Source organism: Pseudomonas juntendi (genome assembly GCF_021560075.1).
GTDB classification, from domain to species: domain Bacteria; phylum Pseudomonadota; class Gammaproteobacteria; order Pseudomonadales; family Pseudomonadaceae; genus Aquipseudomonas; species Aquipseudomonas juntendi.
Genome location: NZ_CP091088.1, coordinates 616,341 through 631,723 on the forward strand (window position 1 = coordinate 616,341; position 15,383 = coordinate 631,723).

At 64.3% G+C, this 15,383-nt stretch carries 15 protein-coding genes and 1 pseudogene; 5 read left to right on the top strand and 11 right to left on the bottom strand.

The annotated features are described in order from the left end of the window. Window position 1: 1 nt before the first annotated feature. Window positions 2-1,354: a 3-oxoacyl-ACP reductase gene (locus L1P09_RS02800; protein ID WP_192441592.1), complete on the bottom strand. Its 1,353-nt coding sequence runs from the start codon at window positions 1,352-1,354 to the stop codon at window positions 2-4. A 119-nt stretch (window positions 1,355-1,473) separates the two neighbouring features. Between L1P09_RS02800 and L1P09_RS02805 the strand changes: the two genes are divergently transcribed. Continuing rightward, window positions 1,474-2,751 (top strand): acetyl-CoA C-acetyltransferase, encoded by a 1,278-nt coding sequence (locus L1P09_RS02805; RefSeq protein ID WP_192441593.1) that lies wholly within the window; start codon window positions 1,474-1,476, stop codon window positions 2,749-2,751. Between the two features lie 108 nt (window positions 2,752-2,859). Further along, on the top strand, window positions 2,860-3,639 hold the full coding sequence (locus L1P09_RS02810; protein ID WP_232892491.1) for an AraC family transcriptional regulator: 780 nt from the start codon (window positions 2,860-2,862) through the stop codon (window positions 3,637-3,639). 73 nt (window positions 3,640-3,712) lie between these two features. Here the strand turns inward: L1P09_RS02810 and L1P09_RS26280 are convergent, their stop codons facing one another. From L1P09_RS26280 to L1P09_RS02830, 5 genes and pseudogenes are all read right to left on the bottom strand, one after another. Continuing rightward, window positions 3,713-4,480, bottom strand: a complete 768-nt coding sequence (locus tag L1P09_RS26280) for a methyl-accepting chemotaxis protein (protein WP_370593767.1) — start codon at window positions 4,478-4,480, stop codon at window positions 3,713-3,715. Window positions 4,481-4,570: 90 nt separating this feature from the next. Then, window positions 4,571-5,656 (bottom strand): annotated as a pseudogene (locus L1P09_RS26285) (HAMP domain-containing protein); the annotation flags it as partial. 156 nt (window positions 5,657-5,812) lie between these two features. Then, window positions 5,813-6,223, bottom strand: coding sequence for a Cu(I)-responsive transcriptional regulator (cueR, locus tag L1P09_RS02820; protein WP_009685791.1), 411 nt, complete (start codon window positions 6,221-6,223; stop codon window positions 5,813-5,815). Then, the gene (locus tag L1P09_RS02825) at window positions 6,220-8,619 is read right to left on the bottom strand and encodes a heavy metal translocating P-type ATPase (protein ID WP_235768436.1); all 2,400 of its coding nucleotides are present in this window, start codon (window positions 8,617-8,619) and stop codon (window positions 6,220-6,222) included. The genes cueR and L1P09_RS02825 overlap by 4 nt, the downstream gene beginning before the upstream one ends. Before the next feature lie 52 nt (window positions 8,620-8,671). Beyond that, window positions 8,672-9,058, bottom strand: coding sequence for a hypothetical protein (locus L1P09_RS02830; RefSeq protein WP_054904333.1), 387 nt, complete (start codon window positions 9,056-9,058; stop codon window positions 8,672-8,674). Window positions 9,059-9,202: 144 nt separating this feature from the next. Between L1P09_RS02830 and L1P09_RS02835 the strand changes: the two genes are divergently transcribed. Then, window positions 9,203-9,400: a heavy-metal-associated domain-containing protein gene (locus L1P09_RS02835; RefSeq protein ID WP_054904332.1), complete on the top strand. Its 198-nt coding sequence runs from the start codon at window positions 9,203-9,205 to the stop codon at window positions 9,398-9,400. A 154-nt stretch (window positions 9,401-9,554) separates the two neighbouring features. After that, window positions 9,555-10,736: a multidrug effflux MFS transporter gene (locus tag L1P09_RS02840; RefSeq protein WP_054904331.1), complete on the top strand. Its 1,182-nt coding sequence runs from the start codon at window positions 9,555-9,557 to the stop codon at window positions 10,734-10,736. Here L1P09_RS02840 and L1P09_RS02845 read toward each other — a convergent pair. Further along, on the bottom strand, window positions 10,687-10,884 hold the full coding sequence (locus L1P09_RS02845; protein ID WP_082414567.1) for a hypothetical protein: 198 nt from the start codon (window positions 10,882-10,884) through the stop codon (window positions 10,687-10,689). The two genes, L1P09_RS02840 and L1P09_RS02845, sit on opposite strands and share 50 nt — an antisense overlap. A gap of 474 nt (window positions 10,885-11,358) precedes the next feature. Between L1P09_RS02845 and L1P09_RS02850 the strand changes: the two genes are divergently transcribed. Next, the gene (locus L1P09_RS02850; RefSeq protein ID WP_054904330.1) at window positions 11,359-12,072 is read left to right on the top strand and encodes an ArsR/SmtB family transcription factor; all 714 of its coding nucleotides are present in this window, start codon (window positions 11,359-11,361) and stop codon (window positions 12,070-12,072) included. 8 nt (window positions 12,073-12,080) lie between these two features. On the opposite strand, the gene L1P09_RS02855 is transcribed toward L1P09_RS02850, so the two are convergent. The 4 genes from L1P09_RS02855 to L1P09_RS02870 all read right to left on the bottom strand — a co-directional run bounded on the left by L1P09_RS02855 (window position 12,081) and on the right by L1P09_RS02870 (window position 15,378). Then, on the bottom strand, window positions 12,081-13,028 hold the full coding sequence (locus L1P09_RS02855; RefSeq protein WP_154211895.1) for an adenosine deaminase: 948 nt from the start codon (window positions 13,026-13,028) through the stop codon (window positions 12,081-12,083). Between the two features lie 86 nt (window positions 13,029-13,114). Beyond that, the gene (locus tag L1P09_RS02860; RefSeq protein ID WP_192441600.1) at window positions 13,115-13,801 is read right to left on the bottom strand and encodes an SDR family oxidoreductase; all 687 of its coding nucleotides are present in this window, start codon (window positions 13,799-13,801) and stop codon (window positions 13,115-13,117) included. A 320-nt stretch (window positions 13,802-14,121) separates the two neighbouring features. After that, the gene (locus L1P09_RS02865; RefSeq protein WP_029885178.1) at window positions 14,122-14,706 is read right to left on the bottom strand and encodes an IMPACT family protein; all 585 of its coding nucleotides are present in this window, start codon (window positions 14,704-14,706) and stop codon (window positions 14,122-14,124) included. A gap of 9 nt (window positions 14,707-14,715) precedes the next feature. Continuing rightward, window positions 14,716-15,378, bottom strand: a complete 663-nt coding sequence (locus tag L1P09_RS02870; protein WP_235768437.1) for a TetR/AcrR family transcriptional regulator — start codon at window positions 15,376-15,378, stop codon at window positions 14,716-14,718. Window positions 15,379-15,383: the final 5 nt, after the last annotated feature.

Here is a 15,383-nt window from a genome sequence, read left to right on the forward strand (position 1 = left end):
GTCAGGCCCCCATCAGTGCCTGGCCGCAAACACGCAGCACCTGGCCGTTGACCGCCCCCGAGCCCGGCTGGCTGAGCCAGGCAATGGCCTCGGCCACGTCCTGCGGGCGACCGCCCTGGCCCAGCGAACTCAAGCGTCGCCCGGCTTCGCGCAGGCCCATGGGCATGGTTGCGGTCATGTGGGTTTCGATGAAGCCGGGGGCTACGGCGTTGATGCTCGCGCCCCGCTCGGCGAGCCTCGGCGCCCAGGCCTGGGCCAGGCCGATCAGCCCGGCCTTGCTGGCGGCATAGTTGGCCTGGCCGCGGTTGCCGGCAATGCCGCTGACCGAGGCTAGCAAGGTTATGCGCGCATGTTCACCCAACGCGCCACCGTCAAACAGCGCCTGGGTCAGCACCTGTGGCGCCTGCAGGTTGACCGCGAGCACGGCGTCCCAATAGTCCGGGGTCATGTTGGCCAGGGTCTTGTCGCGCGTGATGCCAGCATTGTGCACAACGATGTCTATGGCGTCGGGCAGGGCAGCCAGCAGTTGTGAGGCGGCATCGCTGGCGCAGATGTCCAGCGCCAGGGCCTTGCCGCCAAGCCGGGCAGCGAGCGCATCGAGTTCTCGGCTGGCCTGTGGCACATCCAGCAGCAGAACGTCGGCACCGTCACGTGCCAAGGTTTGCGCGATGGCCGCGCCGATTCCGCGCGCGGCGCCGGTAACCAGTGCACGGCGGCCAGCCAACGGGCGGGTCCAGTCCTCGACCTGGCTGGCGCAGGCTCCAAGGCGCAGCACCTGGCCGGAGATGAACGCGCTCTTGGGCGAGAGGAAGAAGCGCAAGGCACCTTCCAGTTGGTCTTCAGCGCCGGGGCCGACGTACAGCAACTGAGCGGTTGCGCCATTGCGCAGTTCCTTGGCCAGCGAGCGGCTGAAGCCCTCCAGGGCGCGCTGGGCGATACTGGCCTGCGGGTTGTCGAGGCTTTCCGGTGGCCGGCCCAGCAGCACGACGTGGGCGCACGGGCCCAGGCTGCGCAGCAGCGGCTGGAAAAATTCGCGCAACTGCTTCAGCTCATCGCTGTCGGACAAGTGACTGGCGTCGAACACCACGGCTTTGATTTTAGGCCCCAGGCCAGCGACCCAAGGCTCGCCCTGCAGGTGGTCGGCATTGAAACGGTATACGTTATCGGTAAGGCGCGCGGCGAAGGCTTCGACCTGGCCTGCCAGGGGGCCGCCGCCCAACACCAGCGCCCCCTCCACCGGGCGCAGGCGGCCAGCCTGCCAGCGCTCCAGAGGCGCAGGGCGTGGCAGGCCCAGGGCATCCACCAGGCGGCGGCCAAGGTTGGAGTTGGCAAAACCGAGGTAGCGATCGCTCATGAGTAGGTCTCCGCAAAGGCAAGCTTGAAAGTGTGGACCAAGTTTGTGGCATGGTCGTTCGACCATGGGTAAGAACACCCAGGCAGTACGGTTCAATTTGTTTCAGGAGGAACAGGCATATGCGTTCACTTCGCCGGGTCGCGATCTTGGGCGGCAACCGAATTCCCTTTGCCCGCTCCAATGGGGCCTACGCCACCGCCAGCAACCAGGCGATGCTGACCGCGGCCCTCGAAGGGCTGATCGAGCGCTATCGCCTGCATGGGCTGCGCTTGGGTGAGGTGGTCGCTGGCGCGGTGCTCAAGCAGTCGCGCGACATGAACCTGACCCGCGAATGTGTGCTGGGCTCGCGGCTTTCGCCGCAAACCCCTGCCTACGACCTGCAGCAAGCTTGCGGCACCGGCCTGGAGGCGGCGCTGCTGGTGGCCAACAAGATTGCGCTGGGGCAGATCGACAGCGGCATCGCCGGTGGCGTGGACACCACGTCGGAAGCGCCGATTGCGGTCAGCGAAGGCCTGCGTCATATCCTGCTGCAGGCCAACCGTGGCAAAAACCTGGGCGAACGGCTCAAGCCTTTTCTGCAGTTGCGCCCGCACCATCTGCGCCCTGAGTTGCCACGCAACGGCGAGCCGCGCACCGGGTTGTCGATGGGCGAGCATTGCGAACGCATGGCCCAGGCCTGGAAGATTGACCGTGCCGCCCAGGACGAGTTGGCGTTGCTCAGCCACCAGCGGCTGGCGGCTGCCTATGCCGAAGGTTGGCACGATGACCTGCTGACACCATTTCTGTCGCTGATGCGCGACAACAACCTGCGCGCGGACCTGACACTGGAGCAGTTGGCCAAGCTCAAGCCAGCCTTCGACCGCAGTGGCCAGGGTACGTTGACGGCAGGCAATTCCACGCCCTTGACCGATGGTGCGTCGCTGGTGCTGCTGGCCAGTGAAGAGTGGGCCGCGCAACAGGGGTTACCGGTGCTGGCCTACCTGGTCGATGGTGAAACCGCAGCAGTGGACTTCGTCACTGGCCGCGAGGGGCTGCTGATGGCACCGGCGTATGCAGTGCCACGCTTGCTGGCCCGCAACGGCCTGACCTTGCAGGACTTTGACTACTACGAAATCCACGAAGCCTTTGCGGCCCAGGTGTTGTGTACGCTCAAGGCCTGGGAAGACGCTGGGTACTGCCGTGAGCGGCTGGGGCTGGATGCGCCGTTGGGGGCCATCGACCGCAGCAAGCTCAACGTCAAGGGCAGTTCGCTGGCTGCCGGGCACCCGTTTGCCGCGACCGGCGGGCGAATACTGGCCAACCTGGCGAAATTGCTGGCAACGGCAGGGAAGGGGCGCGGCTTGATTTCCATTTGTGCGGCGGGCGGGCAAGGGGTCACGGTCATCGTCGAGCGGTGAAGAACCGCCGTCTGTTTGGCAGGCATGCCCGCGAAGCAGGCGGCAGATATCCCGCAGGCGTCGACCGTAACTGTTAGGCTTGTCTGGTCAGCACTAACAGAAGCCGCCATGCCGATCATCGGACAGCCCCGTCCCATTCCTGAACTCAAGCAGTTGCCCAGGCCACTGTACGCACGTGCCGAAAGCCTGGGCGCCGGCTCCTGGACCACACGCCACCAGCACGACTGGGTACAGTTTTCCTACGCTATCAGCGGCGTGCTCGGTGTTTACACCGACGCAGGCAGCTACTTTGCGCCACCGCAGTGGGGGGTGTGGATCCCGGCTGACGCCGAGCATGCGGTGGTGACCTCGATGCAGGCCGAAATGCGCAGCCTGTATGTACGCCGGGACGCCTGCCCCTGGGCTGCCCCGCAGTGTCGGGTATTGGAGGTGACGCCGCTGGCGCGTGAGTTGATCAAGCAGTTCTGCCTGTACCCAGCCGATTACCCTGAGGGCGATAGTGCGCATGCGCGGCTGGTGGCGGTGCTGCTCGACCAGTTACGAACCCTGCCGGAAGTCGGCTTTTCCTTGCCGTTGCCGCGCCACCCAGGTTTGCTGGCGCTGTGCAATGGCTTGATCGCAGCGCCGGACCAGGCGCAGACCTTGCAGCAATGGGCGCGGCAACTGGGGTGTTCCGAAAAAACGCTGATGCGCCTGTTCCAGCGTGAAACCGGCTTGAGCTTTCGCAACTGGCGCCAGCGCATGCGCTTGCTGTCGTCGCTGGCCTTGCTGGAGGCGGGGGAGAGCGTGACCGAGGCGGCGCTGGGTTGTGGGTATGATTCCACATCCGCGTACATTGCGGCGTTCAAGCAGCTGTTTGGGGCAACGCCGGGGGAGTTGAGGCTCTGACCAGGGGTTGCCGGTGCTGGCCTATGTGTAGCTGAAGCCGCCCCGGTACGGGGCGGCCTGCACCGGCGCCTTGTCAGGTGCGGAACCTGCGCACCAGTACGTCCAGTTCATTGGACAACCCGGCCAGGCTTTCCGAATCCTGGCGTGCTGCCTGGGCCAACTCGGCCACCAACTGCGCATCCCCATGAATCTGGCTGATGTGGCGGTTGATATCTTCGGCTACCTGGTGCTGTTCCTCGGCTGCGGTTGCAATCTGCGTGTTCATGTCACGGATCACGTCCACCGACTCGCGGATCTGCCCGAAACTGTCGCGGGCCAGGCCGATACGGCTGACCGACTGCTGCGAAACTTCCAGGCTGGCGTGCATCTGTGCAGCCACCTCGGAGGTGCGGTTGGCCAGGTTGCCCAGCAAACCGTCGATTTCTGCGGTGGAGTCGGCCGTGCGCTTGGCCAGCGCCCGCACTTCATCGGCTACCACGGCAAAGCCACGGCCTTGCTCGCCGGCCCGCGCGGCCTCGATGGCGGCGTTCAGGGCCAGCAGGTTGGTCTGCTCGGCAATCGAGCGAATGGTGCCGAGGATCGACTGGATGGCATTGCTGTCACGCTCCAGTTGCTGGATCGACTGCGCCGACTGCTCGATTTCCTGGCTCAGGCGGTCAACGCTGTGGACCGCCGCATCGATCTGCTGCTGACCTTCACGGGCCTGTTGCTGGCCGCTGTCCGCAGACTGGGCCGCCTGGCTGCACGAGCGCGCCACTTCGTTGGCGGTGGCAACCATCTCGTGGAAGGCGGTGGACACCATGTCCACGGCCTCGCGCTGGCGGCCGGCCGCTTCGGCCATGTTGCTGGACACCTGGGTCGAGCTGTGCGAGGTGCTGAGGATCTTGCTGGCCGCCGCACCGATATGCTGGATCAGGCTGCGAATGGCACCGAGGAACTGGTTGAACCAGTTGGCCAGCTGGGCGGTTTCGTCGCGGCCTCGAATTTCCAGGCTGCGGGTCAGGTCGCCCTCACCCTGGGCAATGTCTTCCAGCCCGTTGGTGACGCTGTTGATCGGGCGCACGATCAGTTTGGCGAAGGCGGCGCCGACCACGGCGAACAGGGCGGCCAGGACCAAGGCGACCACGCCGATCAGCCAGGTCAGGCGGGTAGTGGTCTGCATCACTTCGCCTTGCTCGATCAGGCCGATGAAGGTCCAGCCCAGGCGCTCGTCGGGGTAGACGTTGGCCATGTAGCGCACACCATTGAGCTCGACTTCGACCAGGCCCTTGCCGGCCTTGGCCAACTCGGCATAGCCGTCGCCAAAACTGGCCAGTTGCTTGAAGTTGTGGCTGGCGTCGCGTGGGTCGACCATCACGTTGCCATTGCTTTCCACCAGCATCAGGAAGCCGCTCTCGCCCAGCTTGATCTGCTTGACGATCTCGGTCAGGCCTTTGAGCGAAACGTCGATGTTGACCACACCGCCGGGGTTGCCCAACTGGTTGGCTACCGTGCGCACGGTACTGATGAGCACCGCGTCATCGGCAGCCCAGTAATAGGCGCCGGTGCGCACGGTCTTGCCCGGGTTGGCCATGGCCAATTGGTACCACGGCCGTGTGCGTGGGTCGTAGTTGACGAACTTCTGCCCGGCTGGCCAGCCGATGTAACCGCCGTCATTGACGCCGTAGGACACGTAGGCATAGTTGGGGTGCGAATCTGCCAGGCGGGTGAAGAAGTCCAGCACTTGCTTGTCCTGATCGCCCAGCTCGTAGGACGGGTTGGCACTCAGGAACTTGTTCAGGTTGCTGCCTGTGGCGGCCACCATCGGTTGCGCGGCCAGGTACTCGACGTTCTGGTTGATGCCCTGGAAGAAGATGTTCATCGCGTTGCTGACCTGGCGGATTTCCCGGCTGCTGCCGTCAAGGAATCCATCGCGGGCTTCGCCACGCAGGTTAAGGACCACCAGGGTGGCCACCAGCACGATGGGCAAACCGGCGATGACCGCGAATGCCCAGGTCAGTTTCTGTTTGATGCTCATCGACGCTCCCGGAATTGTTGTAGTCGATACACGAGGCAGGTAACCAGTGCATCGGCAGCAGCCGGGTTTTATGTAGCCGAAGCGCCCGTATTTATTGGATAAAGTCGTGATTGGTGACTATTCGGTCGTGTATGGACGCTTTTGGCATACCAAACGCTAGTGGCAGCAGTTGCCAGCAGTGCCATTGGCCAGGTCGCTGAGGATCGGGCAGTCCGGGCGGTCGTCCCCCTGGCAGTGGGATACCAGCTCGCCAAGGGTGTTGCGCAGGCTGACCAGTTCCTCGATGCGCCGGTTCAGTTCATCGATATGCTGCATCGCCAAGGCCTTCACATCGGCGCTGGCCCGCTGGCGGTCTTGCCACAGCGTCAGCAGCTTGCCCACTTCTTCCAGGGAAAACCCCAGGTCGCGGGAGCGCTTGATGAACGCTAGGCTGTGCAAGTCCTCGTCCCGGTACAGGCGGTAGCCATTGTCGCTGCGCGTGGCCGGCTTGAGCAGGCCGATGGACTCGTAGTAACGGATCATCTTGGTGCTGAGCCCGCTGCGGCGGGCGGCCTGGCCAATGTTCATTTTGCCTCCTGGGGGGCGCGGGCGGGTTTCCAGGCCTTTAGCCACAGCGCGTTGCTGACCACGCTGACGCTGGACAAGGCCATGGCGGCGCCCGCCAGTACCGGGTTGAGGTAGCCCAGTGCAGCCAGCGGGATACCGATCAGGTTGTAGATGAATGCCCAGAACAGGTTCTGGCGGATCTTGGCGTAGGTCTTGCGGCTGATTTCCAGGGCAGCGGGCACCAGCCGCGGGTCGCCGCGCATCAAGGTGATGCCGGCTGCCTGCATCGCCACGTCGGTGCCACCCCCCATGGCGATGCCGATGTCGGCGGCGGCCAACGCCGGCGCGTCGTTTATGCCGTCGCCGACCATGGCGACCACGCCAGCCTGCTTGAGGGCCGCCACAGTTGCGGCCTTGTCGGCCGGCAGCACTTCGGCGTGCACATCGTCGATGCCCAAGGCTTCGGCGACCACTTTGGCGCTACCCCGGTTATCGCCAGTCAGCAGATGGCTGCTGATGTGCTGCGCATGCAGGGTGTCGATGGCCTCGGCGGCCCCGGGCTTGAGGCTGTCACCAAAGGCGAACAGGCCCAGCACCTGAGTTTGCTGACCGCGTTCGATCAGCCACGACAGGGTACGCCCCTCGGCTTCCCAGGTGCGTGCCTTGTCGGCCAGGCCGCCGGGCTGCAGCCCGCTTTCATCGAGCAGGCGGCGGTTGCCCAGTGCCAGCTCACGGCCTTCGACACGCCCGGCAATGCCGCGCCCGGTGAGCGACTGGCTGTCGCTGACGCTGGGTACCTGCAGGCCTTGCTCGGTGCAGGCCTGCAGCACCGCCTTGGCCAACGGGTGTTCACTCCCCCGTTGCAGGGCGCCGGCCAGGCGATGCAGGCTGGCGCTGTCGCCGACCAGGGCCTTGCTGTGGACTACCCGCGGGCTGCCCGAGGTCAGGGTACCGGTCTTGTCGAACACCACACGGTTCACCGCATGCGCGCGCTCCAGCGCCTCAGCATCCTTGATGAGGATGCCGTGGCGGGCGGCGACGCCGGTACCGGCCATGATCGCTGCGGGTGTGGCCAGGCCAAGGGCGCAAGGGCAGGCGATGACCAGCACGGCCACGGCGTTGATCAGGGCGGTTTCCAGCGCCGCGCCAGCCAGCCACCAGCCGAGCAGGGTCAGCAGCGCCAGTACCAGCACGGCGGGGACGAATACCTGGCTGACCCGGTCGACCAGCTTCTGGATCGGCGCCTTGGCGGCCTGCGCGTCTTCCACCAGGCGGATGATGCGCGCCAGCACGGTCTCGGTGCCCAGGGCTTCGGTACGTACCAGCAACCGGCCTTCGCCATTGATGGCGCCACCGGTGACGCTGTCGCCGGGTTGTTTGGGCACTGGCAGGCTCTCGCCGCTGATCAGGGCTTCATCGGCATGGCTGCTGCCATCCTCGACCACGCCATCGACCGGAAAGCGCTCGCCGGGCTTGACCAGCACCAGGTCGCCCAGGCGCAGCTGGGCGATCGCCACATCTTCTTCCCGGTCGCCAACCACGCGCACTGCGCGCTCCGGGCGCAGTGCCTCGAGCGCGCGAATGGCGCTGGCGGTCTGGCGTTTGGCACGGCTTTCCAGGTACTTGCCCAGCAGCACCAGGGCGATTACCACCGCCGAGGCCTCGAAGTACAGGTGCGGGGCCATGCCGGCGGGGGCCTGGGCCCATTCGTAGAGGCTCAGGCCGTAACCGGCGCTGGTCCCCAGGGCAACCAGCAGGTCCATGTTGCCGGCCCCGGCACGCACGGCTTTCCAGGCGGCGATATAAAAGCGGGCGCCGAGAATGAACTGCACAGGGGTGGCCAGCAGGAATTGCGCCCAGGCGGGCAGCATCCAGTGCAGGCCGAATGGCTGTACCAGCATGGGCAGCACCAATGGCAGCGCCAGCAGCAATGCTGCTGCCACTGCCAGGCGTTCGTTACGCAGGCGGCGCTGGGCGGCGGCCTGCTCGTCTTTGGCGGCTTGCGGCACACTGGCGCTGTAGCCGGCCTTGTGTACCGTTTCGATCAGCAGGTTGTCATCGAGGGCGGCCAGCACTTCAAGGTGGGCACGTTCATTGGCCAGGTTGACACTCACCCGCTCCACCCCGGGCACTTTGCCAAGGGCCCGCTCCACGCGGCCCACGCAACTGGCGCAGGTCATGCCGCCGATCTGCAGTTCCAGCGTGCGCGTGGGCACGCCGTAGCCGGCTTCGCGTACCGCATCGACCAAGGCTGGCAGGCGGTCGGCCGGGGCCTGGACACGGGCTTTTTCAGTGGTGAGGTTGACGCTGACGTGTTCAGCGCCGCTGACCTTGCGCAATGCGCGCTCGACCCGGCCAGCACAGCTGGCACAGGTCATGCCGGAGATCGGCAGGTCATAGGTGGTGGATGCGGGCATGGCTCTCCTCCTTGGACAGGGCTCCAGCATCAACCTTGCCATGCGGGGAAGGTCAATAGCCTAGATCGGCGCGCTTCAATTCCAGCCCATATCGACCCATGGTGATGCGATATTTGTTGATCTGGCCCGCCTGCAGGTTCAAACGTGTGCTGCGTTGGTCCTCGATGCCTGGCGCGCAACCCGGGGTTTGCCCAGGCAACCGGCGCAGGCGCACATCGACCGGGCCAGGCGGCAGGTTGAACGAGGTGGACTGCTCCTGAAACACCCGCCCGGAAAGCTGATCATTGAGGTACACCCCGATTTCACAGCTGGTAGCCACTTCCAGGCGCTCCCGGGAAATGATCAGTACGCTGTAGGCCGAGTTGTCCTCTGCGCTGGCCGGTGGCACCACAGCCAGTGCGCTGACCAACCCGACGACGCCCAATGCTGCCCTGAACATGAAAAATCTCCTGCTTGGCTGATCGTCAAAGGCGCAGCTTGGCCGACGCGCGTGCGGATTTCCACCCCAGCTGTTCCACACGGCACTTGACCTTGCCCTGATGGCAAGCTTGAAACTCGTGGAAAACCTGAAGGAGGCAACCCTATGCAAGTGTTCAATGTACAAGGCATGACCTGTGGCCACTGTGTAAAGGCCGTGACGCGGGCAGTGCAGCAGCTGGATGCGTCCGCCAAGGTAGAAGTCGACCTGGCGGCCAAGCAGGTGCGGGTGCAGAGTGAGTTGGTGCAGGAGCAGGTTCTGTCGGCCATCCGCGAGGAAGGGTATCAGGCTGAGGTGGGGTAACAGGTGTCGACCCGGGTTTTGGGTTGAGGCTTTGACGGTGGTGCCGCTGTGCGGCCCATCGCGACAGGGCCTAGGTTTGTTGCAAATGTTTTCACATTCCTAGGGGCGACAGCAGGTAGAATCATCTACTTGCTTAGCCTGCTATGGATTCCTGATGAACCTGCGAATGGTGCTCATCCTGGGCGCACTCAGTGCGTTCGGGCCCTTGGCGATCGACTTCTACCTGCCGGCCTTCCCGGCCATGGCGCAGGCGTTCGCCACCGACGAAAAACACGTCCAGGCCACATTGGCCGCCTATTTCCTTGGCTTGTCCATCGGCCAGTTGGCTTACGGCCCAGTGGCTGACCGTTTTGGCCGGCGCAAACCGCTGATGTTTGGCGTGACCGTGTTCACCCTGGCGTCGCTGGCCTGTGCCTATGCCCCCAACCTCGACACCCTGGTGCTGGCACGCTTCGTCCAGGCCCTTGGCGGTTGTGCGGGCATGGTGCTGTCGCGGGCCATCGTCAGCGACAAGTGCGACCCGGTCGCCTCGGCCAAGGTGTTCTCGCAGTTGATGCTGGTCATGGGCCTGGCCCCGATCCTGGCGCCGATGCTGGGTGGGGTGCTGGTGAATGTGGCCGGCTGGCAATCGATTTTCCTTACCCTGGGCCTGTTCAGTGCCGCTTGCCTGTTGGCGGTAAGCCTGGGGTTGCCGGAGAGCATGCCTGAGGACATGCCGCGCCAGCCCTTGTCCGGCGCTTTGCGCCAGTACCTGCGCCTGCTGGCAGACCGGGTGTTCCTCGGCCATGCGGTGACGGGCGGTATCGCCATTGCCGGCATGTTCGCCTACATCGCCGGTTCACCTTTCGTGTTCATCAAGCTGTACGGCGTGCCAGCCGAGCACTATGGCTGGCTGTTTGGTGCCAACGCAGCGGGCTTTATCCTGGTGGCGCAGGTGAACGCCCGCTTGCTGGCCAAGCGTGGGCCGGCCTTCCTGCTGGCCCGTGCCGTGTGGCTGTACCTGGGGGCCGGGCTGGCGCTGCTCGGGGTGGCGGCGTTGCGGCCGACCGCGTTGTGGCCGCTGCTGGTGCCGTTGTTCATCTGCATTGCCAGCCTCGGTTGCATCATCCCCAATGCCTCGGCTTGCGCCATGAGCGGCCAGGGCGCGCGTGCCGGCAGTGCCTCGGCGCTGATGGGCTGTGTCCAGTTCAGCGTGGCGGCGGGCGCAGCGGCGCTGGTGGGGCTGCTGCACGATGGCAGTGCCGTGCCGATGGCCCTGGTGATCTGCCTTTGCGGTGTATTGGCAGTCAGTGCCGCGGTACTGACCCGCCGTTTGCAGGCCAGGGTTCGCACTTGAGCGGGTGCGGGGCGCGCAGGCGGGTTTCCAGCGTGGCGACAAAGGCCCGTGCCTCGGCCTCGCTGCGGAACCCGACCACATGCTGATCGAGCTGGACCTGCCAGGGGCAGGCGGGGTTTCGGCGTGAAGCGCTGACGACAATTTTCATCGCGGCTTACCTCCAGAAGGGAGCGGCATCAGTTTAGCGCTGCTGTTCTCGTCTGCCATGCGCTGGGTCAGTGTCCTGACTGGCGGTGCCTGATTGTGTGTTTGCCGGTTGCGCTGCAATGCCTGCAAGGCCGGGAAACGTTCGCTTTAGTTTGCGCTACTTGTAGTACCTGGCTGTCGGCTACGTCCGAACGTGCCGAAGGTTTTTTTCCTGCTGAGTTAACAAGCCCCCTGTCTCAACGGGCCGAAAACGCCTACGCGCAGGGTTTTCGCCGGTCGCGTCGGTCCTGTTCCCGCCTTGCAATGGGTAGGTATACCCAGTGGCTTTTTTACGAGGACTGGGCGGTGTGGGGCTGCCAGATTGGGCATTTCTGCGGCTTATACTGGCGATCCAGGCCAGTGCCAGCGAGAGGTGCTTCCCTGCCAGGGTTGGCCATCGCATCCACACAGTGAACTTGCAGGGAGTTACAGGGACATGAACGCAGTCAGCAGTATCAGCCAGATCGCCAGCCTGATGGCAGACCCCAAGCGCAGTGCCATGTTGTGGGCATTGATCGACGGTACGCCGCGCCTGGCCAACGAGCTTGCGATGATGACCGGCCTGACCTCGTCGTCGGCTTGCGCGCACTTGTCGTTGCTGTCATCGGCTGGGCTGCTGAGGCATGAAGCCCGTGGCCGCAAACGCTATTTTCGCCTGGCTACCCCGCAGGTCGGGGCGGCGGTAGAGGCGCTGGCCAGCGTGCAACTGGAAAGCGCCAGGGGGGAGCGGGCCAAGGCGCCGATGTCACCGCTGCCCATGTCGCTGCGCCGGGCGCGTCGCTGTGGGGATCACCTGGGGGGCGAGCTGGCCAGTGAGCTATACCACCGCATGGTGGTCGCGGGCTGGCTGGAAGGCAGTGGCCGCCTGTTGATGGTCAGCGATGAAGGGCGGGCGCAGCTGGCCCTGGTAGGGGTGTACATCGATGCCTTGGCGCCGCACCAGCAGCGCGGCTGCGTGATCTGCCGCTGTACCGAGTGGAACGACCAGGCGCCGCACCTGGGGGGCGTGTTGGGCCAGGCCCTGTTCAGGCTGTTCCTGCAATCTGGCTGGATGCGCGAGGCCGAGGACACGCGGGCATTGCATATCTCGGCGCTGGGCATCCAGCAGATCAACCGCATAGCCCGCGTTGCCACCTTGCAGGTGGGTTGAGCCGCGCGTCAGGCAAGCCTGGCGTCCAGGCTGTTCTGGGCCAGGCGGCGGGCCTGGTCTTCGGTCATGCCCAGGTGAGTGTGCAGGGCGTGGAAGTTTTCCGTGACGTAGCCGCCGAAGTACGCCGGGTCGTCCGAGTTCACCGTGACTTTCACGCCACGCTCGAGCATGTCGAGGATGTTGTGCTGGCTCATGTGGTCGAACACGCAGAGCTTGATGTTGGACAGCGGGCACACGGTCAACGGGATCTGTTCGTCGATGATGCGCTGCATCAGCCGCTCGTCTTCGATGGCGCGTACGCCGTGGTCGATTCGCTTGATCTGCAGCAGGTCCAGCGCCTCCCAGATGTACTCGGGCGGGCCTTCTTCGCCAGCGTGGGCGACGGCAACCAGGCCTTCGCTCCGCGCGCGGTCGAATACACGCTGGAACTTGCTGGGTGGGTGGCCCATTTCCGAGCTGTCCAGGCCAACGGCAATGAACGCATCGCGGAAGGGCAGCGCCTGGTCGAGGGTTTTTTGCGCCTCCTCTTCACTCAGGTGGCGCAGGAAGCTCAGGATAAGGCCACTGCTGATGCCCAACTGCTCGCGGCCATCCTTGAGCGCCTGGTTGATACCGTTGAGCACCACTTCAAAGGGGATACCCCGGTCGGTGTGGGTTTGCGGGTCGTAGAACGGCTCGGTATGGATCACGTTCTGCGCCTTGCAGCGCTGCAGGTAGGCCCAGGTCAGGTCATAGAAGTCCTGCTCTGTGCGCAATACATCGGCGCCCTGGTAATACAGGTCCAGGAACTCCTGGAGGTTGTTGAAGGCATAGGCCCCGCGCAGGGTTTCCACATCGGCCCATGGCAGGGCGATCTTGTTGCGCTCGGCCAGGGCGAACAGCAGCTCAGGCTCCAGCGAGCCTTCGAGGTGCAGGTGCAGCTCCGCCTTGGGCAGGGCGTTCAACCAGTCATACATAAGGGCATATCTCGATCAGGTACGGTTGCCGGCATTCTACAGGGGCTGGCCGGGTATTGCGCCCGGCCGGGCTGCGACCTGATGAATCACCAGGTCAGGGTTTCGCCTTTGTAATTGATGAAGCGCAGGCCGCCTGTACCGCTTTGCGCCTTGATTTGTTCAAGCATGCCGCGGGTGCTGGTGAGCACGTCGATCTCTGCGTGCTCGCCACCCATGTCGGTCTTCACCCAGCCAGGGTGCATGGCCAGAACGCACAGGTCGGGGCGTTGTTGTTCGACGACGAAGCTGTTGATCATCGAATTCAACGCCGCCTTGCTGGCTTTGTACAAGCAGAGTTCGCCGCCGTCGGGGACAGTGACGCTGCCCAGGACCGAACTCATGAAGGCCAGCACGCCACTGCCGTTGCGAACTTGGCCGACCAGACGGCGGGCGACGCGAATCGGGGCCACGGCATTGGTCATGAACAGGTCGCCGATGGCGTCTTTGTGCACGCTTTCAAGGTCTTGCGGCAGTGGGCCCATGACCCCGGCGTTGACGAATACCAGGTCGAATACCTGGCCTTGCAGGCGTTGCTTCAGGCCATCGAGCTGGGCGGTGTCGTTCATTTCCAGTTGCTTGATGTGCACACCAGGCACAGCTGCCAGGGCTCCGGGCTGCTGAGGGTTGCGGACGGTGGCGGTAATGCTCCAGCCGTCTTCCTGCAGGCGTTGCACCAGGCCCAGGCCGAGCCCGCGCGAGGCGCCGATGATAAGTGCGTGCTTTGCGTCAGCCATGGGGCGCTCCTTGTTGGTTTTTCGGATGGAGGTGGTTAAAAAATGTGCAGCAGCGGTAAACCCCGTGCCGCTGGGGGCTTTGCACGGTGGCGCACGGGTTATCCACAGGCTGCTCCACAGTTAATGTGTGAAACACGGGCTGACCCTGCCGGTTGTGGCGGGTGTGAGGCTGGGGATAACCTGAATTCATTCAATGCCTTGAGCCTGCCGATAGTGCCGATCAAATAATGATCAAAGCGCTACAGGCCATGCCTGCTCTGGCTTGCAGCATGATGCCCCAAGCTTATCCACAGGCACGCCCACAGCAGTTGTGGGCAGATTCAGCGCGCTTGCAGCAGTATACGCCCGCGGCTAAGGTCGGCCAGTTGCTGCTGCAACGCTGCGAGGTGGGCTTCACCCAGAGCGATCAACAGGTCCACGCCATTGGCTGTGAACTGCTCGTCGAGCACCAGCCCATCGACCTCGGCCAGGCGCAGTTTTACCAGTGCCAGTTCGCTGAAGCTGCAACTGCAGGCGAACTCGCTGCGCTGCACCAGCAGCCGCTTGGGGGCCTGTTGCAGGCATTTGTTGGCGCCCCCACCGTAGGCCCTGGCCAGGCCGCCCGTACCCAGCTGGATACCACCGTACCAGCGAATCACCAGGACCACGACCTGATCGCAGTCCTGCGCCTCGATCGCGGCCAGGATGGGCCGCCCGGCAGTGCCACCGGGTTCGCCGTCGTCGCTGCTGCGGTACTGCGCGCCGAGCTTCCAGGCCCAGCAGTTATGGGTGGCGGCCAGGTCGCTGTGGCGTTCGATGAAGCTCATCGCTTCGGCGGCACTGGTGATCGGCCCGGCCAGGGTGATGAAGCGGCTTTTACGGATTTCCTCGCGGTATTCGCAGAGGTCGAGCAGGGTAGAGGGCATAAATGTGGGTCAGGCAGCCGGCTTGATGCCGCAGCCCTTGAGAATGATGTGGATAAGGTTGTTGCTCGCTTCTTCCATGTCTTGCTTGGTCAGGCGGCTACGGCCGGTAACCTGGCAGATCTGGGTGGCGAAATCGGCATAGTGCTGGGTGCTGCCCCATAGCAGGAATATCAGATGCACGGGGTCTACCCGGTCCATCTTGCCGGCATCCATCCACGCCTCGAATACGGCGGCGCGGCCACGGAACCATTCGCGGTAGTCGGCACTGAAGTACTCGGTCAGGCAGGTGCCGCCGCTGATCACTTCCATGGCGAAAATACGCGATGCCTGGGGGTTGCGCCGCGAGAACTCCATCTTGGTGCGAATGTAATGGCTCAGTGCTGCACCGGGGTCGTCCTCGACGCTCAGGGCGTTGAAGGTGCTGTCCCACAGCTCGATGATGTTGCTGAGCACGGCAATGTAGAGGCCCAGCTTGTTGGTAAAGTAATAATGCAGGTTGGCCTTGGGCAAGCCTGCCTTCAGCGCAATGGTGTTCATGCTGGTGCCCTTGAAGCCATGGCGGGCAAACTCGTCTTCGGCGGCCTGGATAATGGCCTGTTCGTTCTTCTGGCGGATGCGGCCCGCGGGCTTGCCCGAGGCGGATAGGCGATGCGCAGGGACTTCTAGGGTCATGGACG

Coding starts and splice junctions, on each gene's coding strand:
- L1P09_RS02800 (WP_192441592.1), bottom strand. CDS start 1,354: ATGAGCGATCGCTACCTCGGTTTTGCCAACTCCAACCTTGGCCGCCGC.
- L1P09_RS02805 (WP_192441593.1), top strand. CDS start 1,474: ATGCGTTCACTTCGCCGGGTCGCGATCTTGGGCGGCAACCGAATTCCC.
- L1P09_RS02810 (WP_232892491.1), top strand. CDS start 2,860: ATGCCGATCATCGGACAGCCCCGTCCCATTCCTGAACTCAAGCAGTTG.
- L1P09_RS26280 (WP_370593767.1), bottom strand. CDS start 4,480: ATGGCCGAAGCGGCCGGCCGCCAGCGCGAGGCCGTGGACATGGTGTCC.
- cueR (WP_009685791.1), bottom strand. CDS start 6,223: ATGAACATTGGCCAGGCCGCCCGCCGCAGCGGGCTCAGCACCAAGATG.
- L1P09_RS02825 (WP_235768436.1), bottom strand. CDS start 8,619: ATGCCCGCATCCACCACCTATGACCTGCCGATCTCCGGCATGACCTGT.
- L1P09_RS02830 (WP_054904333.1), bottom strand. CDS start 9,058: ATGTTCAGGGCAGCATTGGGCGTCGTCGGGTTGGTCAGCGCACTGGCT.
- L1P09_RS02835 (WP_054904332.1), top strand. CDS start 9,203: ATGCAAGTGTTCAATGTACAAGGCATGACCTGTGGCCACTGTGTAAAG.
- L1P09_RS02840 (WP_054904331.1), top strand. CDS start 9,555: ATGAACCTGCGAATGGTGCTCATCCTGGGCGCACTCAGTGCGTTCGGG.
- L1P09_RS02845 (WP_082414567.1), bottom strand. CDS start 10,884: ATGAAAATTGTCGTCAGCGCTTCACGCCGAAACCCCGCCTGCCCCTGG.
- L1P09_RS02850 (WP_054904330.1), top strand. CDS start 11,359: ATGAACGCAGTCAGCAGTATCAGCCAGATCGCCAGCCTGATGGCAGAC.
- L1P09_RS02855 (WP_154211895.1), bottom strand. CDS start 13,028: ATGTATGACTGGTTGAACGCCCTGCCCAAGGCGGAGCTGCACCTGCAC.
- L1P09_RS02860 (WP_192441600.1), bottom strand. CDS start 13,801: ATGGCTGACGCAAAGCACGCACTTATCATCGGCGCCTCGCGCGGGCTC.
- L1P09_RS02865 (WP_029885178.1), bottom strand. CDS start 14,706: ATGCCCTCTACCCTGCTCGACCTCTGCGAATACCGCGAGGAAATCCGT.
- L1P09_RS02870 (WP_235768437.1), bottom strand. CDS start 15,378: ATGACCCTAGAAGTCCCTGCGCATCGCCTATCCGCCTCGGGCAAGCCC.